This window comes from Planctomycetia bacterium, from assembly GCA_021413845.1.
GTDB lineage: Bacteria > Planctomycetota > Planctomycetia > Pirellulales > PNKZ01 > PNKZ01.
In genome coordinates this window covers 1-18,485 of the sequence record JAIOPP010000141.1, presented here as the reverse complement: position 1 = coordinate 18,485, position 18,485 = coordinate 1, and the positions used below count along the sequence as shown (strand labels likewise).

20 protein-coding genes and 1 pseudogene are annotated in these 18,485 nt (G+C 59.6%); 11 read left to right on the top strand and 10 right to left on the bottom strand.

Features of this window, described 5'->3' with window-relative positions; all coding sequences use genetic code 11:
- Nucleotides 1-410: 410 nt before the first annotated feature.
- Nucleotides 411-1,550 carry a DDE-type integrase/transposase/recombinase gene (locus tag K8U03_23745; protein ID MCE9607909.1) on the top strand — a complete coding sequence of 380 codons (1,140 nt, stop codon included), beginning with the start codon at nucleotides 411-413 and terminating at the stop codon, nucleotides 1,548-1,550.
- Nucleotides 1,551-1,913: 363 nt separating this feature from the next.
- On the opposite strand, the gene K8U03_23740 is transcribed toward K8U03_23745, so the two are convergent.
- A complete protein-coding gene (locus K8U03_23740) occupies nucleotides 1,914-2,249 on the bottom strand; it encodes a hypothetical protein (GenBank protein ID MCE9607908.1) in 336 nt (111 codons plus the stop codon).
- Nucleotides 2,250-2,368: 119 nt separating this feature from the next.
- Between K8U03_23740 and K8U03_23735 the strand changes: the two genes are divergently transcribed.
- Entirely contained in the window at nucleotides 2,369-2,746 is a 378-nt protein-coding gene (locus K8U03_23735; GenBank protein ID MCE9607907.1) for a hypothetical protein, read from the top strand.
- Between the two features lie 769 nt (nucleotides 2,747-3,515).
- Here the strand turns inward: K8U03_23735 and K8U03_23730 are convergent.
- Nucleotides 3,516-4,163, bottom strand: a complete 648-nt coding sequence (locus K8U03_23730) for a response regulator transcription factor (protein ID MCE9607906.1) — start codon at nucleotides 4,161-4,163, stop codon at nucleotides 3,516-3,518.
- A complete protein-coding gene (locus K8U03_23725; GenBank protein ID MCE9607905.1) occupies nucleotides 4,160-5,065 on the bottom strand; it encodes a sensor histidine kinase in 906 nt (301 codons plus the stop codon). The genes K8U03_23730 and K8U03_23725 overlap by 4 nt, the downstream gene beginning before the upstream one ends.
- A gap of 599 nt (nucleotides 5,066-5,664) precedes the next feature.
- Here K8U03_23725 and K8U03_23720 point away from each other — a divergent pair.
- Both K8U03_23720 and K8U03_23715 read left to right on the top strand, forming a co-directional pair.
- A complete protein-coding gene (locus K8U03_23720) occupies nucleotides 5,665-5,973 on the top strand; it encodes a BON domain-containing protein (GenBank protein ID MCE9607904.1) in 309 nt (102 codons plus the stop codon).
- Nucleotides 5,974-6,153: 180 nt separating this feature from the next.
- The gene (locus tag K8U03_23715) at nucleotides 6,154-6,888 is read left to right on the top strand and encodes a response regulator (GenBank protein MCE9607903.1); all 735 of its coding nucleotides are present in this window, start codon (nucleotides 6,154-6,156) and stop codon (nucleotides 6,886-6,888) included.
- A 119-nt stretch (nucleotides 6,889-7,007) separates the two neighbouring features.
- Here the strand turns inward: K8U03_23715 and K8U03_23710 are convergent, their stop codons facing one another.
- The 4 genes from K8U03_23710 to K8U03_23695 all read right to left on the bottom strand — a co-directional run bounded on the left by K8U03_23710 (nucleotide 7,008) and on the right by K8U03_23695 (nucleotide 8,757).
- On the bottom strand, nucleotides 7,008-7,307 hold the full coding sequence (locus K8U03_23710) for a sigma 54-interacting transcriptional regulator (GenBank protein ID MCE9607902.1): 300 nt from the start codon (nucleotides 7,305-7,307) through the stop codon (nucleotides 7,008-7,010).
- A gap of 155 nt (nucleotides 7,308-7,462) precedes the next feature.
- Nucleotides 7,463-7,678, bottom strand: coding sequence for a DUF2934 domain-containing protein (locus K8U03_23705; GenBank protein MCE9607901.1), 216 nt, complete (start codon nucleotides 7,676-7,678; stop codon nucleotides 7,463-7,465).
- A 150-nt stretch (nucleotides 7,679-7,828) separates the two neighbouring features.
- Nucleotides 7,829-8,248 (bottom strand): response regulator, encoded by a 420-nt coding sequence (locus K8U03_23700; GenBank protein MCE9607900.1) that lies wholly within the window; start codon nucleotides 8,246-8,248, stop codon nucleotides 7,829-7,831.
- Nucleotides 8,249-8,310: 62 nt separating this feature from the next.
- A complete protein-coding gene (locus K8U03_23695; GenBank protein ID MCE9607899.1) occupies nucleotides 8,311-8,757 on the bottom strand; it encodes a universal stress protein in 447 nt (148 codons plus the stop codon).
- Nucleotides 8,758-9,307: 550 nt separating this feature from the next.
- On the opposite strand from K8U03_23695, the gene K8U03_23690 reads away from it, so the two are divergent.
- Nucleotides 9,308-10,405: a site-2 protease family protein gene (locus K8U03_23690; protein ID MCE9607898.1), complete on the top strand. Its 1,098-nt coding sequence runs from the start codon at nucleotides 9,308-9,310 to the stop codon at nucleotides 10,403-10,405.
- Nucleotides 10,406-10,441: 36 nt separating this feature from the next.
- Here the strand turns inward: K8U03_23690 and K8U03_23685 are convergent, their stop codons facing one another.
- From K8U03_23685 to K8U03_23675, 3 genes and pseudogenes are all read right to left on the bottom strand, one after another.
- A complete protein-coding gene (locus K8U03_23685; protein ID MCE9607897.1) occupies nucleotides 10,442-10,747 on the bottom strand; it encodes a DUF4404 family protein in 306 nt (101 codons plus the stop codon).
- Nucleotides 10,748-10,807: 60 nt separating this feature from the next.
- On the bottom strand, nucleotides 10,808-11,764 hold the full coding sequence (locus K8U03_23680) for a PAC2 family protein (protein MCE9607896.1): 957 nt from the start codon (nucleotides 11,762-11,764) through the stop codon (nucleotides 10,808-10,810).
- A pseudogene (locus K8U03_23675) lies at nucleotides 11,764-12,054 on the bottom strand (universal stress protein). Before K8U03_23675 ends, K8U03_23680 begins: the two are co-directional and overlap by 1 nt.
- Before the next feature lie 581 nt (nucleotides 12,055-12,635).
- Here K8U03_23675 and acsA point away from each other — a divergent pair.
- From acsA to K8U03_23645, 6 genes are read left to right on the top strand one after another with little or no spacing between them, the layout of a single operon-like run.
- On the top strand, nucleotides 12,636-14,393 hold the full coding sequence (gene acsA / locus K8U03_23670; protein ID MCE9607895.1) for an acetate--CoA ligase: 1,758 nt from the start codon (nucleotides 12,636-12,638) through the stop codon (nucleotides 14,391-14,393).
- Entirely contained in the window at nucleotides 14,390-15,376 is a 987-nt protein-coding gene (gene pdhA, locus K8U03_23665; protein ID MCE9607894.1) for a pyruvate dehydrogenase (acetyl-transferring) E1 component subunit alpha, read from the top strand. The genes acsA and pdhA overlap by 4 nt, the downstream gene beginning before the upstream one ends.
- Entirely contained in the window at nucleotides 15,373-16,374 is a 1,002-nt protein-coding gene (locus K8U03_23660; GenBank protein ID MCE9607893.1) for an alpha-ketoacid dehydrogenase subunit beta, read from the top strand. Before pdhA ends, K8U03_23660 begins: the two co-directional genes overlap by 4 nt.
- A complete protein-coding gene (locus K8U03_23655) occupies nucleotides 16,367-17,557 on the top strand; it encodes a 2-oxo acid dehydrogenase subunit E2 (GenBank protein MCE9607892.1) in 1,191 nt (396 codons plus the stop codon). The genes K8U03_23660 and K8U03_23655 overlap by 8 nt, the downstream gene beginning before the upstream one ends.
- Nucleotides 17,554-17,805, top strand: coding sequence for an acyl carrier protein (locus K8U03_23650; GenBank protein ID MCE9607891.1), 252 nt, complete (start codon nucleotides 17,554-17,556; stop codon nucleotides 17,803-17,805). The genes K8U03_23655 and K8U03_23650 overlap by 4 nt, the downstream gene beginning before the upstream one ends.
- A gap of 44 nt (nucleotides 17,806-17,849) precedes the next feature.
- On the top strand, nucleotides 17,850-18,257 hold the full coding sequence (locus K8U03_23645) for a hypothetical protein (protein ID MCE9607890.1): 408 nt from the start codon (nucleotides 17,850-17,852) through the stop codon (nucleotides 18,255-18,257).
- The last annotated feature ends 228 nt before the right edge of the window (nucleotides 18,258-18,485 follow it).

Here is an 18,485-nt window from a genome sequence, read left to right as displayed (position 1 = left end):
GAAGCTTGACGCACGTCATTACGAGAACTTCCTCATGTCGAGTGACTTTCGTTCGCACCCCTGTCGCCGCGCGGCACACGCCGCTCATGCCTTCGTTGACTTTCAAGGGACGACGCGTGAAGGCCTGACCGTGGTCGATCGCCGTGCTGAGTGTCACGACCTTCAGCACTTTTGTGCGCGAGTTCTCGCCATTTTAATCGATCCCGGCCGGCGATTGCGGTCCGCCCGGTTGCTGTGCCGGTGAGGGCAATCATGATCGTGTGATGGCCACCGCAACTCGTACACTACGTCGTTACGATCACCGTCTCCGGAATCTGGTCCGCACCACGCGGGACATCCACTGCGCCGTTCAACGAGGCGTCCCGCGCTCGACCGCTCGTGGCTGGCTCAGAGAACCGAACGCCCCAGTCGTGACCATCGACACGGTGGACACGGACTCGACTCAGTTACAGCGAGAAGTGCTCCTGCTCCGCAGACGAGTTCAGAAGTTGATCGCGTTGCTGCGGGTGTTGTTGGTTGTGTTCCGAATATCCGGCTACTCGCTGAACCAGACTCGATTGTCGGAGGGCGGCAACAAACGATCGCTGCTGCAAGCCATCGAACGTTCACGTTCCGCTCTGCCGTTGCGGTCCCTACTCCGCGTTATTCGCTTGTCGCCGGTGCGGTATCACGCTTGGAGCCGAGAAGACCCCTGCGCTCTCGACGATCGGTCCTCCTGTCCACGATCCTCGCCGCAGCAACTCACGGCCACGGAAGTCAGCGCGATCCAAGAGTTGGTGACTTCCGACGACTACCGGCATGTGCCGACCGGGACGCTGGCTCGGTTAGCCCAACGCATCGGCAAAGTCTTCGCTTCGGCAAGTACCTGGTATCGGCTGGTGCGGGAGCGCCGGTGGCGGCGACCCCGGCAACGGGTCCACCCGGCCGCGCCGAAGGTCGGGATTCGCGCTGCCCGGCCCAATGAGGTCTGGCACATGGACACCACGCTCATCCGCTTGCTCGACGGCAGCCGAGTCTATCTGCAGGCGGTGATCGACAACTTCTCCCGCCGGATCTTGGCGTGGAAGGTCTCCCCGACCTTCAATCCCTTAGCCACGGTGGAGATCTTGCTCACGGCGGCGAAAGGAGTCGGTAGCGACAAGCCCCTGTTGTTGGTCGACGGCGGAGTCGAGAATTTTAATGGAGCCGTCGACGAGTTGATAACCTCGGGCCTGCTGAGCCGAGTCCTGGCTCAAACCGAGATCACGTTCTCCAATTCCCTGATCGAATCCTGGTGGCGCGTGCTCAAACACCAGTGGCTGTTCCTGAACACACTCGACACACTCCGCAGCGTCGAGAAGCTGGTCGCCTTTTATGTTCAGGAGCATAACGCGCGACTCACGCACTCCGCGTTTCGGGGGCAGACGCCGGACGAAATGTACTTCGGCACGGGAGACAAGATTCCTGGAGAACTGGAAGCGGCTCGGCGACTGGCACGCCAAGCACGGGCGGAGGCCAATCGGAAGCGGACCTGTAGCGCCTGTGAACCCGTGACCGTGAGTCTCAACTGAGCTTGGACGGGTGACAACGCGAGCCCCCTTGGCTGGAGTACGCGCGGCTTGGGAATTTCCCGGTAAACAGCAACGCTAAAACGCCGAGCTTGCGGAGAAGCCACGGCTCAGGTCTCCCAAGCCGGGGCGGGCAGGGACTAAAATGGCGAGAACTCGCGCAGAAAAGTGCTGAATGTCGTGACACTCAGCAGGGGTCTATCTCGGACAGGACATAACGGAAGCGCGCAAGCTGGCCGTCGACGACACCGTGCTGTGCAGTGCCGAGATGATGGGGGATGCAATGAGAGATGCGGCGTTTGCCTGCGCCGCCGAATTTCTCAAGGCAAAAACCGGCGGATAGGCCCTGCGCCGACGCATGAACGACTATCGCTCCGCCTCCAGCATCGCGACAAGCTTCGCAAGCTCGCCGTACATCGGCCGTCTCCGCGGGCTCACATCGAAGGCGACGAAGCGGATCCCGTCGCTCTCGAAGACCGGTCGCCACTGGCCGAGGATCTGCAGCAATTCCACTCTCGAATGCGCCGCGATCAAATGTGCTTGCGTGGCCCCGTGGTCATGCATATCCCGGTAGAACGTCGCGACCAGATCGGTATCCGTGAAGAGACACACGCAGAGTTTCCCGTCGATCTCGACGAGCTCCGGCGCGTCGTGCTCGTTGAGCAGGAAAAACGCCGGGTAGGTCATGACGAAGTCTGACATAAGACGCTCGGCGACAGCATGGTGGCGTCAATGCGGTTCACACGACGGCCCTTTGACACTCAGGGCTTCGCAACTTACGTTTTAGACACTATCCAGTTGCCAACCGAGGATCAACCGCCATGGCCAAGAAGCGTAACGTGAAGCCTAACACCGAGGCCGGTGGCGAATCAAAGGTAAACAAGTCAGCCGCGATTCGCGAGTACCTGAAGGGTCACAAGCAGGCGAAGCCCAAGGAGGTCGTTGCGGCGCTCAGGGAATATGGTTTCGACGTCTCGCCGAACATGGTCTCGATGATCCGGGCCCAGTCAAAGGTCAAGCGAGCGGTTCGCCATGCCGCCGAGGCTAAGGCGTCGCACTCTTCGAACGCCGGAGCAAAGCTGACTCAAGCCGATGGGCTCGACGCAGCCCTGACGCTTTACAAGGCCGCCCAAGGGCAGCAAACACCGACCGCGAAACTCAAGGCGGCGTTCCTCAAACTGGTCGAGGTCATGGGCTAGGCTCGACGTTCGCGACTACCAGCACGACGCACGACGGGCCGCGGGGTGGTGAACCTCGCGGCCCGCGGCGTCGCCCGGATAATTGCGGCATGTGGAATGTCGCAGAAGTCGGCCCGGACGATGTGGCTAGCAGACTTGATTTCGACGTCGGCGCACGCGGATGATAGAAGGATCTGTCCTCGTCACCCTGCCTTGCAAATGGCCCGACCGGCTCCCCTTAACGTCGTGCGCTATGACTGACGTCGTAAACGTACTTCGAGCCCTAGTCGCGAATGGCACCGAACTGGTAATCAAAAAAGCCGACTTCTCGTTGAGCTTGACCGCGACGAAAACCAGAGCCGGCGAAGCGCCGCTTTGCGTCACACGAATTCTAGGTCTGACCAAAGACGACGACCTTTGCGAAGCGATCGTCGAGATGTACCTTCAACTTCGAGCACAGTAGGGCGATGGAGCACTGCGATCGTAACGACGTTGCGTGCGAGGTGCGGTGGCCATCACCCGATCATGATTGCCCCCACCGGCAGAGCAACCAGGCGGATGGCAATCACCGGCCAGGATCGGCTAAAATGGCGAGAACTCACGCACATAAGTGCGGAATGTCGTGACACTCAGCACGGCGGCGCTTTGAAAGCCACCTCGCCGGCGATCGCATTCTCACGTTCAGGTTGCGCGAGATGTTAAGCCCCGATCATGAATCCGAGCCGAATGCGGCGAGATCTCGCGATTGCGAGATACGTGGCGGAGCATTCCGCAACTGCCGTGCGGATTTCTACGGCTTTAGTTCCTGGGCGTATTTGACGAATTCGGCGGTCGTCTTGAGCCCGAGCTTCTGGCCGATTCGAGCGCGGTAGGTCGCCACCGTTTTGGGGCTGACGTCCAGCTGTTCAGCGACGACTTGGTTTGTGAGCCCGCGTCCGAGAAGCCGCAACACTTCCAACTCTCGGTCACTCAGCTTCGCAATCCCGGAAAGCGTTCCGCCATGACCGCGAGTCAGGGCCTGAAAAACGTTCGCGGTCAACGCATCGTCATCGAGATCGATAATGACTCGTCCTCGCGCGACGTCACGTACGGCGCTAAGCAGCGCTTGCTCGGAGATGGATTTGACCGTATATCCGGTAGCGCCGGCTGCCAATGCCGAACGCACGTAAGCAGGATCGTTGTGCATCGAAAGCACGATCACGCGCGGAGTCGGAGAGGACTCCGTCAACGGTTCTATCAGTGCCAAGCCGCCGCCGTTCGGAAGCGTTAGGTCGAGTAAAACGACATCCGGACTCGAGCGTCCCGCCGTCGTCAGCACGTGCTTGGCATCGTCAGCCTCCGCGACGACCTCCATGTCGCTTTGGGCGTCGAGCAACAATTTGAGTCCGCTGCGCAGGACCTTGTGATCATCGACGAGCATGATCCGTGTTTTTTTCATGAGGCGATTCGCGGAAAGGGAAGCGACACGATGATCCGAGTGCCTCGCCCGCCGTTTGGATCGACGGCAAACTCTCCGCCGAGCAGCTTTGCGCGTTGTCGCATCCCGATCATTCCCAGGTGCCCGCCGGATCGCAATGCGCCGTCCAAGCGAGTCAGCTCGATGCCGATACCGTCGTCGTTGATTTCCAAACGAAGGGATTCGCCGTCGCGCATCATGAGGAGTTCGACGTTGGCGGCTGCGGCGTGCTTAACGATATTATTCAGCGATTCCTGGACGATGCGATACAAATGAGTTTCGACGTCGTCTCCGAATCGCCGCTCGGCAACGGCCTCCAGATCGACGCGCACCTTAAGCGACGAATGGGCCTGAACCTCGGCGACTAAATGTTCGATCGCCGGCTTCAATCCGAAGTCGTCCAGTAGGCTCGGTCGAAGCCCGAGCGATACGCGCTTGAGGTCGGCGAGTGCTTGCTGGGCATAGGAAAGCAACTCACGCTCCTTTCGCCGCGTTTCGTCCGGTTGTCCGGCCTGCGACAACGACCTCAGGCCGGAGATCAATAACATGACCGATTGCCCCACACCATCGTGCACCTCGTGTGCGATGCGCCGGCGTTCATCCTCGATCGCTCCGAATAGATTGTCGACGAAGCGCTCGCGAGCCCGAGCCGCTTGTCGTAGCGGGCGGACGATCGTTAACCAAAGAAGTGGCGCGGCGATCACGGTAAGGAGGACGGAATCAACGACGGCGGCCGTAAGCAAAGAGGAGGAACTACCCACGATATGCGACAGCAATCGCATGATGAGGTACTCAGCGAACGAGATCACCGCCAAGACGATGACCCAAGTCGCTCGAGGAGAAGAGAGTTCCCAATTGAGCAAGCGTTGATTTTGTCCGAACATGCAATGTCGAAACCGGGCGGATGAATCAAAAATATTGATGCCGAAGCGACGGCTGCCAATATAGCCGCCGTGGGTAGACGCGACAGCCCGCCTGCGCGCTGAGATTCCCGTCACGAAGCGAATTTATCGGCCTGCGACGAGTTTGGGACATTCCAGGCCTTGCAGGTCGGCGGCTTGTAAGCGCAGCGCCTACACATGCGATGAGGATTGCCAGTCTCACCGATAGGAGCGTCCGCTCAAGTCGATAGGATCGATGCACGGATCCGATTGCAACATTCACGAACGATCCTCGAGGCGCGATGTTCCTTCGATGACGCTTCTCTCTGAGCGACGAGTCTATCGATGAAGACAATCACGATCAGCGATTGCATTACGACGCGCCCCAAATGTTGGTCAGTGTGGCCGAAACCTGCTCACGGCCACGCCTGCTGCGCTGCCGGAATTGACCGAACTCAACGAGCCCCCCATCGCGGATTATCTGCCTAAGCCTTTCACGCCGATCGCTCTGCTGGACAGATAAGAACGAAGGGAGCCGTCGAAACTGAATCGTGTTCGTCGTTACTCAGCGCCTTTCATCGGATGACAAGGGGGTATTGTCTATGAGCCAGTCTGCCACGCTTCCCGCGCGCGAGCATCCCATTAAGGAGAAGCACGATCCTGAGGTGACCGCGCCGCTCCTGACGCAGAGCCTGGAAGACCAACACTTGGCTGAGCGAGTCGAACGTGCCCTGCGTGCCAGGGGCTACCGAGCACTGCACGCGGTTCGGGCCTCCGTCCGCGCTCGAGTCGTAGTTCTCAGGGGACGAGTCTCCAGTTACTACCTAAAGCAAATCGCGCAAGCGACCGCCTTAGCTGTTTCCGGAACGCATGAGATCCGCAACGACGTGGATGTCGTGCAACCAAAGTGAAATCACCGAGAGGCTTGCTTACTGCGGCGAAGCACCGCCGAATAGCTCGCGGAGGGCCATGTCGCAGTGGTCGCCGGTTGTAATCATAAGCCCAAATAGTACCTAGCCGATGGCTGTGAGCGTCGTGGGAGCGGGAAGTACGTTCGCGGTCCGATTGTCGGCGCCGTCCGGGAGCATCAAATGAATCGCACACCTTCACTGTTGATCGTCGACGACGAGGCGGACGCCTGTCGTAACCTTTCGGATATCTTCACCGACCTGGGCTATCAAGTCGACATGGCGAATGACGGGTTCGAAGCCCTGCAACGGATGCAGTCGACGTACTACGACGCGGCGGTGCTCGACCTCATGATGCCGGGTATGGACGGCATCGAACTCTACGGCAAGATGAAGGAACAGAGCCCGGAAACGGTCGCCATTCTTGCGACGGCCTATCCCAACCATCCTCGCGCCGACCGAGCACTTAAATCCGGCCTGCGAAAAATCCTTTCCAAACCGGTCGATCTCGCTCAGTTGGCCGCGACCTTAGATGAGGCGCTGCTGCAGCCGCTCGTGTTAGTCGTCGACGACGACCAGGATCTATGTGCAACTCTATGCGACTTACTCCACGATCATAATTACCGCGTCGCCGTCGCACATGACGTTCGCTCCGCGACCGCACGCTTGCAGAACAACGGATTCGGAATCGTACTCGTCGATTCACGCTTGCCCGACGGCGATGGGCTGGAGCTACTGCAAACGGTACGTCGCCTCGAATCCCAAGCGCGAACGATTCTTATTACCGGACATCGCCCGGACGAATCCGGCGAACAGCCGCAAAGCATTCCGGCCGACGCCGTCTGTTATAAGCCGTTCGACGTTAGGGAATTGCTCTCGCTGATCGAAGGATTCCGTTTCTCTTCGGGGCCGCGATGAGGAGAGAGCGAATCCTGATGGTTGACGAGGAGAAGCGATCGCCCGCCGACCTTGAACCTACGGTCGGTCAAGCGGTAGTTATACGCAAGCACTATCCATCATAGCATCTTCTTTAGAGCCTATCGTTCGAGCGCCGCAAGCGCCTCGGGCTCGATCTGCCAATCATTGCCGAGGAACTTTCGGACCAACAGCGTAACGTCGCGGTTATGCTCGCGTAGCGGCGGCAACCGTAGCGACATGACGTTGATCCGGTTGTAGAGATCTTCGCGGAATCGACCGGCCTTCACCTCCGCGGCCATGTCTCGATTCGTCGCCGCCACGATGCGCACGTCGACGCGGCGCTCTTTCGCCGAACCGATGCGGCGCATCGAGCCGTCTTCCAACACACGGAGCAGCTTAGGCTGCAGCGAGCCCGGCATCTCGCCGATTTCATCGATGAAGAGCGTGGCTGATCACTTATCTAGCTCGCCTGGAAGCTCTGACACCCGGCGAATTTCGATCTCTGTCAGGCGATCATCGCGCCTGGCGGACGCCTCGCCAATATCGGGGTCTACGGAAAACCGTGCGATACACTTTAGGGTAAAAACGCCGCTTCGTTTTCGCGCCGACGGTGCGGGACGTAACAATACTCGATCCAGTCGCGCTCCGCCGAAAGCCAAAACTCCAAGTCATCGCACCGCGGGCATCCGGCGTCGAGCCACTTTCGATAGGCCGAATTTCGTATCGCTGCTCGGCTATGCTCCAGTTCTTCCGGCGTCAATTCGAGAGAATCAAGCGTGATCGCATGCATAAATCCACCGATGGTTGCAGCAGGTAAACCATGGCCTGTTCCACGGAAAGCAAGACTGGAACCGCACCCTCAAGTCTCCTGCCGACTCCGCGGGCAGGATCGAAAGGCTTCCGGTCGTAATTTGAATAGCGACGCCACACGTCGCCGGAACTAGAGCTTCCCAGTCGCGCCGACAGGCTGCGTATCGGGTATCGTTTCGCAGAGATTCTCCGACCGCCTCAGTGCGTTAAGAATTCCGCTATAGACTTCTTTCGGACGAAGCGGTCGGCCGATTAACTCAACGATGCCGTCATAGCGGAGCGTTCGCGAAACCGTGCTTAGATTCCTTGTCGAAATGACGACGGGAAGCAAGCGAAACTCCTCTTGCAGGACGGACAAAACGCCGTCGCCGCCGCCCCACGGCAGCTCCCAATTCAACACGACGATGTCGGGACGCATTTCCCGCAAAAGCAATAGGCATTGCAAGCCGTTCGACGCGACCTCAACGTCGAAGCCGCGACCGGTCAAGTAATCTCGGAGCTCCCCGAGGGACGATTCATTCGATTCACAAAGCAGTAGTTGCATATTCATTGCGGCGTGTCTTTGCAGAGTGGGAGATGAAGTAATTCGTATCGAAAGTCGTTTCAGGTCTTTCATGAGGCGAGAACGGCCGACGGCACGTCGGCCTTCACAGCCAGGACCGGACACTTGGCGCGACGTACGACCGCTTCCGCAACGCTACCCATCAGCACGCGGTCGATGCCGCGGCGACCGTGCGTACCTAAAACGATCAGGTCGACGTGTTCCGACTCGGCGATGTCGAGAATCCTCCCAGCCGGACTTCCGCTCAGAAGTCGATGTTCGTAAGGGACGCTCTTATCGGAAGGTACGACGGCTGCCAATTTCTTGGTCAACTCCACCGTCGAAAGGTCCGGGTAGACCAGACCATATGTCAAGTTCTCCGCGAGTCCTTGACGTTCGCAGACATGAAAAATTAGTAGTTTGCCGACGGAGCTGAGTGCCAACGTCGTTGCGGCCTCCAAAGCGGCGCCGCTGGTCGGCGTAAAATCGATCGGCACCAAGATGAGTCGAGCTTTCACGAGCGGCTTTCCTAGAAGCTGGTGCGAGGGAAGCGTGTTACGAGGTCCTCGTAAGCAATCGCCGTGCCGTCGCGAGTCGCAATCGATCCAGAGCGATTCGCGATTGTTCCTACGCCGCCGTGGTGCCCGAAAGGGCACTCTAATCAGCCGGCCAGGTTCGCGACGTGTGCGGCAGAGCGCGCCTGTCGCTGATAACGCACGCCGTGCGGCTCCCGGCCGGTTCGATTGCCGCGCAGCCATGCGTAATTCGCAACGGCCACACCCACGGAATGATTCGTCTCGTCCAGCCGCTGTTATCCGCGTTCGCGCCGAGTCTTTCCGACTGATCGTCCTCAGAGAGGTCGCCACCAAGGGTTCCGTCAAACAGCCAAAAGCGATCAGCAATCTTTTCACCGTACGGTAAACCGGGAATATCGCGGGAGTGGCGTCTGCAAGATCGGAAAGCTTAGACTTAAGGTCGCGCACCGGCGGCATAGCGATTGCCTCTAGAGCCGAGCCCAGCGGACTGGGCGTCGAATGTTTATCCCCGCCGACCACGGACGACTACGCGATGAATTGGTCTTGGAAAATCGGAGAAGTGAGAGGCATCGGCGTCTACGTGCATGCCACGTTCTTCATTCTGTTAGCATTCGCTTTTTACAGCGAATGGTCGGAGCGACGAGGTTTCGTCGCGGCGTTGGAAGGAGTCGGATTCGTGCTTGCGATCTTCGGTTGCATCGTCCTGCACGAGCTCGGCCATGCTCTGACCGCCGCTCGATTCGGCATCAAGACGCGCGATATCACGCTGCTACCGATCGGCGGAGTCGCACGCATGGAGCGAATCCCCGAGAATCCCCGTCAGGAACTCTGGGTCGCATTGGCCGGCCCGGCGGTGAATATGGTCATCGCCGCCGTCGTGTTCGCCGGTTTGCAGCTCACGCATTCCTATGTCCCGGTGGAACAACTGACGCCGAACGACGTGCCCTTCTTGCAAAGGCTCCTAGTCGTGAACGTCTTCCTCGGGTTATTTAATCTCTTGCCGGCGTTTCCCATGGACGGCGGGCGGGTGTTGCGAGCCTTACTCGCCACGCGACTCGACTACGCGCGTGCGACGCAAATCGCGGCGTCGGTCGGGCAATCCTTGGCGCTGCTGCTCGCGTTGGTCGGCATCCTGGCGAACCCGGTTCTTTTGTTCATCGCGCTCTTCGTCTGGATTGGCGCCGCCCAGGAAGCCGGTGAGGTCCGAATGAAGTCAACGCTCAACGGTATCTCGGTCGCGAAGGCAATGCTCACCGACTTTCAAAGCCTCGCTCCGCAAGATTCGATCCAGCGTGCCATTCAGTTGATCCTCGCCGGCTCTCAGCATGACTTGCCCGTCGTCGATACGGCTCGGGTCGTCGGCGTGCTGACCCGGACCGATCTCCTCAGCTCGGTCGCTCGGGCCGGCGGCGAGGGAACGGTTGAAACGGCGATGCAACGAACGTTCTCGACGGCTCATGCCGAAGAGCCGCTCACCGTCGCAATCGAGCGCTTTCAAACTCGCGACTGCCCGACGATGCCCGTGCTTCGTAATGAAGAGCTCGTCGGTCTACTCACGTTGGAGAATGTCGGGGAATTGGTGATGATTCGCGAAGCTCTGGAAAGCGCGCAACGAGCCGCTCACGCATGAACGCACGACGCGCCGAAAAATTCCGAGCGATCCGACTCAGATTCCCAGGCGACTCAACGAGTCGGCTAAATTCCCGACCAGTCCGCAAAGCACCGGATGGGTCGCTTCGACGGACCGTTCGAGGTCTCTCAAACGCTCGATCGGTGACGGGAGCGTCTGTTGCTCGGTCCGGAACTTCGCCGTCGTAGACTTCGACGACGAGGCTTGGTTCGCAAGTCGCTCGTCTAAATCGGCCAATAATTGCAATAATTCGCCGCGCACGTCCGCGTTGAGTTCCGCCGTCGTCAGGTGCCGGCGACATGCGTCGACTCGATCGTGCAAGGTCTCGGTTTCGTTCGACATCGTTCGTTTCTCCATGCGGTTCGGGCGACGTCCGCGTTCGTGAAAAGTGAATACCGTCGTTTACTGGGGATGCTTAAAGAGATCCAGAAATCGGTCCTCATAGTCTTTAAACACCCCCAGCCGATCGAGCTCCTGCTTCAGCTCGAACGCCTTCGTGCGGTCCTTGCCGGCCTGCTCGAACAACAGCTCCAAGCGTTGATTTTCCTGCGGATCGATTCCTTCTTCTTCCGGCGACGGAATGACGGCCGACTCCGATTCCTCGTCCGGTTTCCGAGCTCGCCGTACCGCTTCCTGCAGCTGATCCCAGAGCGGAGCGAGCCGTTGATCGACGGCTTCGGCTTGCTGCTCAAGCTCGCTCAGGTCAACGGACATACCGGTCACGGAGCAAAACGCTTCGAGGATCGACAGCGAGGCCTTGGGATACGACAGTTGACTGAAGACATGCGGCATTTCGCCGAGAAGACAGATCCCCGGCAGGCTGGCTTCCGCCGCAACGGCGGGGAGCAAGCCGTTAAGTCCGCCGATCCGTCCGCTTCTGAGCATCTCGAGGCGATGTCGCTTCAATTCGTCGAGCAGCGAACCGTCGGTCGTGGCACAAAAAACTCGCGACGGCTCCGACGGGGTCATTTCCGTCGCCATGGCAGCGAAAGTGAATACTCGTTCCGCGTTGAACCGACGTGCCAGCTCGATCAATTGACTGCAGAAGGCATGTTTACCGAGCGGCGGCTGCGCCTCGCCGATGAACACGATCAAGTCATGCTTCCCTTGCGGATCGGTCCAAGCGAAAAGCCGGTTCTGCGGATGACGTAGAGGTAAGATCAGGCCATCGGATGTCTCGACTTGTTCGATGTCGAACGAGCCGCGGGTGTCCATCTCACCAAAGACGTTCATACCGAGCTTCGCGAGCAGATAGACTCCCGCGTTCATCGCCACGTTTCCCATGCCGGGCCAAACGGCAACGAACCAAGGGTGATTGAAACGAAGCTTCGGCGTTTCGGCCGCGACGTCTTCCGCCATCAGATCCTCACTGTTGCCTTAGTAGAGCCCGCGTGAGCATCTCCGACATCGGAGACGGATCGGGAAAGAGTCCCTCTCACCAACAAGCCGGGCGTCGGACTCGCTCGCAATGCGGCTGCCGCGATGCTTCCCATCAAGAACCTGTTTAGGCCGTGTCGTCCGTGGGTACCCATCCCAATCAAATCCACTTACTCCGAACGCGCGAGATCGAGAATGGCCTCGGCAACCGGCCCGTGAATTATTCTACGTTCTACCGTAACTCCAGGATCGTGTCGGCAGGCTTCGGCCAACTGTTTCGATAGTCCTTAGAGCTCCGACGATGGAAAGAGGTCTTCGAAGCCCGAAGTCAGCGCTTCCGCGGCAGTCATGTGAGCCGCTGGTACCTTGCCATGTGAACCGCAAGCCAGCAATAGCGATGCCTCAAAGGCGGCATGACTGCTCCGCGAAAAATCGAAGGGAACCAAGATCTTGAGTCGACGCATGGCGCGAACCTCGGCGAAATTTCCCAACGCGGCCCAACGATCATTTCGAGCGACCGAGTCGACTCACAGCACAAAAGCAATCGCCGTACCGCTGCCCGTTGTCGGCAGAAATACGTTCCTCCATCTGCGATTCGCTCCCTCGACTGGATAGCACTACGTCGACCGCTCCAGCCGACCACGACGAGTGTGCGAATCGGCGCGCTCACGGCGATGAGGCGCTCTCAATCGCACAGGGGCCGCCCTTCAAGATTGAGTCGACTGCCCTCCATGAGGTCGATTCTTCGCCGTGGCAATGAGTTTTTCAGGTCGAAAGCGAGGGGCATGTCGTTTGCGTTAATAGCGGCGCAATGGCTCTTACGAACGATGTTCCTACGAAGTCTACGAATCGCATGCCCTTCCCGGTCATCAGAAAGTCGCCGAGCAACGATCGATCGCCTTTTCACCTCGGCGATTATGATCGAATCCGCTCGGAGTTCACCTGGGATCGCGTCCGGGCCGAACTCGGATCCGATGCTGCGGACGCGAGCTTCAATCTCGCTTCTTTGGCCGTCGATCGTCACGCACGTGGTCCGAACGCAAATCGCACGGCGTTGCGGTGGCTGGGGAAGGACGGCTCGGTAAAAACCTTCTCCTACGTCGATCTCGCTCGGCAGAGCAATCGACTTGCGAACGTCCTACGAACTCTCGGGCTCGGTAAAGGGGATTCCGTTTTTTCGCTGTTGGGGCGGATTCCGGAACTGTACTTTGCGGCGTTAGGAACCCTCAAAAACGCCTCCGTGTTCTGCCCCCTGTTCTCGCAATTCGGCCCGGAGCCGATTTTTCAACGACTCCACCGCGGCGACGGCAAGCTGCTGGTAACGACCACGGCGCTGTACGACAAGAAGGTCGCGGCGCTGCGAGAACGACTCCCGCAATTGAAGACCGTGCTGTTGGTCGACGAGGCCGAAGACCGATCGTCCGACGTCCGTTCGCTGCCCAGGCTGATCGCGGCCGCGTCCGATGAGTTCGCCATTCCTCCGACATCGCCGGACGACCTCGCCCTACTGCACTTCACAAGCGGCACGACGGGAATGCCGAAAGGCGCGCTGCACGTTCACGAAGCGGCGCTGACACACTTCGCGACCGGCAAATACGTGCTGGACTTTCGTTCGGACGACGTCTTCTGGTGTACTGCCGATCCAGGTTGGGTCACCGGCACATCGTACGGCATCTTCTCACCGCTTCTTCACGGCGTCGTAAACCTAGTCGACGAAGCCGATTTCGACGCCGAACGCTGGTATCGCATTCTGCAGGATGAGCGCGTCACGGTTTGGTATACCGCGCCGACGGCGATCCGCCGCCTGATGCGAATCCCCGGCGAACCTCGTCAGCAATATGACCTTTCTTCGCTACGACTAGTGCTGAGTGTCGGCGAGCCGTTGAATCCTGAGGCCGTCGTGTGGGGAGCGGAAGCACTCGGTCTGCCGATTCATGACAATTGGTGGCAGACGGAAACCGGCGGTATCATGGTTGCGAATTTTCCGTCGATGGACACTCGGCCCGGCTCGATGGGCAAGCCGTTGCCGGGAATCGAATCGGCGATCGTGAGTCGCGTCGATGGAAACGTCGAAGTGGTCGCCGAGCCCGACGTCGAGGGAGAACTGGCTCTCAAGACCGGTTGGCCTTCGATGTTTCGCGGCTATCTCCACGACGACCAACGTTATCGCAACTGCTTCAGCGGCGATTGGTATCTAAGTGGCGATCTCGCCCGACGCGACGCCGACGGCTACTTCTGGTTCGTAGGCCGTTCCGACGACATCATCAAAACCTCCGGTCATATGGTAGGACCGTTCGAGGTGGAAAGCGCGCTCATGGAACATCCCGCCGTGGCCGAAGCGGGGGTGATCGGCAAGCCCGATGCGTTGATCGGCCAATTGGTGAAGGCGTTCGTCGTCCTCAAGCAGCCGAACGTGCCGAGCGAAGCGCTCCAAGCGGAATTGCTAGGGTTCGGCCGAAAGCGGCTCGGGCCGGCCGTGGCGCCGAAGGAAATCGAGTTCGCCGCAAGTCTGCCGAAGACACGTAGCGGCAAAGTCATGCGACGCCTCCTCAAGGCGCGTGAGCTTGGACTCCCTGAGGGAGATCTATCGACGCTGGAGACCGACACATGAGCATCGTGGCAGCAAGTCTCGATCGGGATCGCGCGCTGAGACTTCTCGGAAAGATGATTCTAATTCGTCGGTTCGAAGAGAAGTGCGTCGAACTGTACGGCGCGCAAAAAATCCGAGGGTTTCTCCACCTCTATGTCGGTGAAGAAGCGACGGCGACGGGCGTGATGGAGAATCTGCTTCCCGACGACGCCGTGCTGGCGACCTATCGCGAACATGGCCAAGCTTTGGCCCGAGGAGTCTCCGCCCGAGCGATCATGGCCGAGATGTACGGCAAGCAAGAGGGTTGCGCACGCGGTCGGGGCGGCTCGATGCATATCTTCGACGCCGCAACCCGATTCTACGGCGGCAATGCGATCGTCGCCGGGGGACTGCCCGTCGCCGTCGGTCTGGCGCTGGCCGACAAGATGCAAGGTCGGCGGCGTGTCACGGCGTGTTTCTTCGGAGAAGGGGCGGTTGCGGAAGGGGAGTTTCACGAGTCGATGAATCTGGCGGCGTTGTGGAAGCTCCCCGTATTGTTCGTCTGCGAGAACAATCTTTACGCGATGGGAACGGCGCTGCGACTCACCGAGTCGGTCACCGACATTGCGAGCAAGGGGGCCGGCTACGGCATAGCCGCCGCGGCCGTCGATGGAATGGACGTGCTCGCCGTCTCCGAGGCGGCTGCCGACGCCGTCGCCCTCGTGCGCGAAGGAAGTCCGTATTTGCTGGAGGCTCGCACCTATCGATTTCGTGCGCATTCGATGTTCGACGCCGAACTCTACCGCCCCAAAGACGAGGTCGCGGAGTGGAAGAAACGAGACCCCATCGTGACTTTCTCGCAGAAGTGCCGAGACTCGGGGCTCCTCAGTGCGGCGGAACTCGCCGAACTGGAACGGACCGCGGACCGCGAAATCGACGAGGCGGTTGCGTTCGCAGAGTCGGGAACATGGGAGCCGATCGCCGATCTCACTCGTTTCGTCTACTCGGAAAAGAGATCCGTATGAACGCGACGATCGCAGCCGCGGCTATCACCTATCGAGAAGCGGTTCGCGAAGCGCTACGCGAAGCGCTCCAGGCGGATCCTCGCGTGTTCCTCATGGGGGAAGACGTCGGCCGCTACGGCGGTTGTTACGCGGTGAGCCGCGGCTTGCTCGAAGAGTTCGGTCCGGAGCGAATTCGCGACACCCCTTTGGCCGAGGCTGGCTTCGTCGGCGCCGGAATCGGAGCCGCGCTCGGCGGTATGCGACCGATCGTCGAGATCATGACGGTGAACTTCAGCCTCCTGGCTCTCGATCAGATCATGAATACGGCCGCGACCTTGCTGCATATGTCGGGCGGTCAGTTCAACGTGCCGTTGGTGATTCGTATGGCGACCGGCGGCGGCAAACAGCTCGCCGCGCAACACTCGCACAGTCTCGAAGGTTGGTACGCACACATCCCGGGTCTCATTATTCTCGCACCGGCGACGATCGACGACGCACGCCGAATGCTCGGCGCGGCGCTCCAGGAATCCGATCCGGTACTGATCTTCGAGAATCAGACTTTGTACAACCTCGAAGGAACGATGTCCGACGGTTCGGAGCCGTTCGATATCGCTCACGCTCAAGTCCGCCGCACCGGTGCCGATGCGACGATCGTGACGTACGGCGCCGGGCTTTATAAATCGCTTGAGGCGGCCACGGCACTCGCAGCCGAGGGGATCGAGGTCGAAGTCGTCGATCTCCGGGTGTTGCGCCCGCTCGACGACGCCACGATCATGAAGTCGGTCGCCAAGACGCATCGCGCGCTGGTCGTCGACGACGGGTGGCGCAGCGGTGGCATCTCGGCGGAGATCGCGGCCCGAATCATGGAGCAGGCTTTTTACGACCTCGACGGTCCGGTGGTGCGGCTGTGCGGAGCCGAAGTGCCGATGCCGTATGCCAAGCATCTCGAGCACGAGGCTTTACCGCAGGCGGCGACCATCATCGAAGCGGTCAAAGGGATGGTTCACAAACATGGCTGAGTTTCTCATGCCAAGCCTCGGCGCCGACATGACCGCGGGAACCCTGGTCGCGTGGAAAATCAAACCGGGCGATACGGTCGCGCGCGGCCAAGTCGTCGCGGAAGTCGAAACCGATAAGGGGGTCATCGACGTCGAATGCTTCGATGCGGGAGTCGTCGAGAAGATCGTCGCCGCGCCGGGAGAAAAACTCGCGGTCGGTGCCTTAATGGCGGTGATCGACGGCGCGACGGATACCGCGTCATCCGTCAGGCCGCTTCCGCAACAGCCCGACATCGGTGCGCTTTCAGCGCAACCGCCGTCGCCCATCACATCGACGTCGAACATCCGTTCTCCTGGACCGGACCGAGTGAAGGCGACGCCGCTGGCCCGAAAGCGAGCGGCCGAACTCGGCGTCGACCTCGGACGTGTTAAGGGGACCGGCGCCGGCGGAGTCATCGAAGCAAATGACGTCGAGCAAGCGAAAAACGTCGTCCCCGCGACGACGGCGCTCGATGCAACTCTCGCACAGCCGGAGGATGGTCGAGACCGAATGCGGCGCGCGATCGCGGCCGCGATGTCGAAATCGAAACAGGAGATTCCGCACTACTATCTGCAAACGACGATCGACATGACTCAGGCCTTGGCACGGCTCGAGGCGGAGAACCTTAAGAGAACGCTCCCCAATCGTATTCTGCCCGCCGTGCTGCTCTTGAAAGCGCTGGCTCTCACGCTGCGCGACGTCCCGGAGTTGAACGGCTCGTGGATCGATGGACGAGTGCGGCTCTCCGAGCGGATCCATGTCGGGCTGGCCATCGCGATGAGAGGCGGGGGACTCGTCGCACCGGCGATTCACGATACGGATCGCAAGTCGCTCGATGAGTTAATGAAGGAAATTCATGACCTGATCCCGCGCGCTCGGGCAGGTCGACTCCGCAGTTCGGAGATGACCGACGCCACGGTGACGCTCACGAACCTCGGAGACCTCGGCGTCGAGACCGTTTACGGCGTCATCTATCCACCGCAGTTGGCGATCGTCGGGTTAGGCAAGATCGTGAAACGGCCTTGGGTCGAAAACGACTCCGTTTGCGTCCGTTCGTTGTTGAATGTCACGCTCGCCGCCGACCACCGCGCGACCGATGGCCGGATCGGCGCCAAGTTTCTCGATGCGCTCGACCGTCGTTTACGAAGTCCGGAGCAGCTATGAGTCGAACCGATGCTGAAATTCGAGACGTCGTGATCGGTGAACTTCGCCGAATCGCACCCGATGTCGATTCTGCGAGCTTGAAGCCGACCGATCATCTTCGCGAAGCGCTGGAGATCGACTCCTACGATTTTCTGCAACTCCTCATCGGATTGAATAAGAAGCTCGGGATCGACGTTCCGGAATCCGATTACGGAAAGTTGCGAACGATCGACGACATCGTCGGGTATTCGCAGAATCGGAATCGCTAACGAAAGCACATGTCGGCAATTATCACATAAGAGGAACTTGAGTCATGAAGAACGTTGCATTCACTCTGGCCTGCTTCCTGATCGTAGGGATTCTGATCGACTCTCTGAGCACGCGAGCCGCCGATCCGAGTCGCGAGGAGAAACGCGACGCGATTCTCATGCGCGCCAAGCTCGCCGCCTCTCAACAGACGTTGGAAGGTTTGATGTACGGCGACTTCGACTTGATCGATCGAGGCGCACGTCAACTCCGGGACATCGATGAATGGCACACCGCGAAACGTGATGCCGTCTACGATCACTACAGCGCCGAGTTCCATCGCCTCTCGGAGAAACTCGTGCGGCTCGCCAAGGAGAAAAACGCCGAGGGGGCTCTCTACACCTATCAACATTTGACGTCGACTTGCATCACCTGCCACGAATACGTTCGTGACGTGAAGCCGGCAGCGAAATAACTTCGGAGAGCGAGAATCGGTCGTAAGTCGAACAGACATCCCGACTCGACGTTGCGTAGTTCGAACCGTTTAATCTGCCGCCGGCATGCAGCTCCTTGCCGTGGATGCGGTTTACGTGTCGACTGAAGATTACCGACACGGTTGCTTATTCTCGCGATCCTCCGACACCCGGCTTCAGACCGACTTTGTCGATTGGATTCGAATCCGGCGACGAAGCCGTCTCGCCGG

What these genes read in the sequence shown, in the direction of transcription:
- K8U03_23740 (MCE9607908.1), bottom strand. Translation starts at nt 2,249, where the DNA reads ATGTCAGACTTCGTCATGACCTACCCGGCGTTTTTCCTGCTCAACGAG.
- K8U03_23735 (MCE9607907.1), top strand. Translation starts at nt 2,369, where the DNA reads ATGGCCAAGAAGCGTAACGTGAAGCCTAACACCGAGGCCGGTGGCGAA.
- K8U03_23730 (MCE9607906.1), bottom strand. Translation starts at nt 4,163, where the DNA reads ATGAAAAAAACACGGATCATGCTCGTCGATGATCACAAGGTCCTGCGC.
- K8U03_23725 (MCE9607905.1), bottom strand. Translation starts at nt 5,065, where the DNA reads ATGTTCGGACAAAATCAACGCTTGCTCAATTGGGAACTCTCTTCTCCT.
- K8U03_23720 (MCE9607904.1), top strand. Translation starts at nt 5,665, where the DNA reads ATGAGCCAGTCTGCCACGCTTCCCGCGCGCGAGCATCCCATTAAGGAG.
- K8U03_23715 (MCE9607903.1), top strand. Translation starts at nt 6,154, where the DNA reads ATGAATCGCACACCTTCACTGTTGATCGTCGACGACGAGGCGGACGCC.
- K8U03_23710 (MCE9607902.1), bottom strand. Translation starts at nt 7,307, where the DNA reads ATGCCGGGCTCGCTGCAGCCTAAGCTGCTCCGTGTGTTGGAAGACGGC.
- K8U03_23705 (MCE9607901.1), bottom strand. Translation starts at nt 7,678, where the DNA reads ATGCATGCGATCACGCTTGATTCTCTCGAATTGACGCCGGAAGAACTG.
- K8U03_23700 (MCE9607900.1), bottom strand. Translation starts at nt 8,248, where the DNA reads ATGAATATGCAACTACTGCTTTGTGAATCGAATGAATCGTCCCTCGGG.
- K8U03_23690 (MCE9607898.1), top strand. Translation starts at nt 9,308, where the DNA reads ATGAATTGGTCTTGGAAAATCGGAGAAGTGAGAGGCATCGGCGTCTAC.
- K8U03_23685 (MCE9607897.1), bottom strand. Translation starts at nt 10,747, where the DNA reads ATGTCGAACGAAACCGAGACCTTGCACGATCGAGTCGACGCATGTCGC.
- K8U03_23680 (MCE9607896.1), bottom strand. Translation starts at nt 11,764, where the DNA reads ATGGCGGAAGACGTCGCGGCCGAAACGCCGAAGCTTCGTTTCAATCAC.
- acsA (MCE9607895.1), top strand. Translation starts at nt 12,636, where the DNA reads ATGCCCTTCCCGGTCATCAGAAAGTCGCCGAGCAACGATCGATCGCCT.
- pdhA (MCE9607894.1), top strand. Translation starts at nt 14,390, where the DNA reads ATGAGCATCGTGGCAGCAAGTCTCGATCGGGATCGCGCGCTGAGACTT.
- K8U03_23660 (MCE9607893.1), top strand. Translation starts at nt 15,373, where the DNA reads ATGAACGCGACGATCGCAGCCGCGGCTATCACCTATCGAGAAGCGGTT.
- K8U03_23655 (MCE9607892.1), top strand. Translation starts at nt 16,367, where the DNA reads ATGGCTGAGTTTCTCATGCCAAGCCTCGGCGCCGACATGACCGCGGGA.
- K8U03_23650 (MCE9607891.1), top strand. Translation starts at nt 17,554, where the DNA reads ATGAGTCGAACCGATGCTGAAATTCGAGACGTCGTGATCGGTGAACTT.
- K8U03_23645 (MCE9607890.1), top strand. Translation starts at nt 17,850, where the DNA reads ATGAAGAACGTTGCATTCACTCTGGCCTGCTTCCTGATCGTAGGGATT.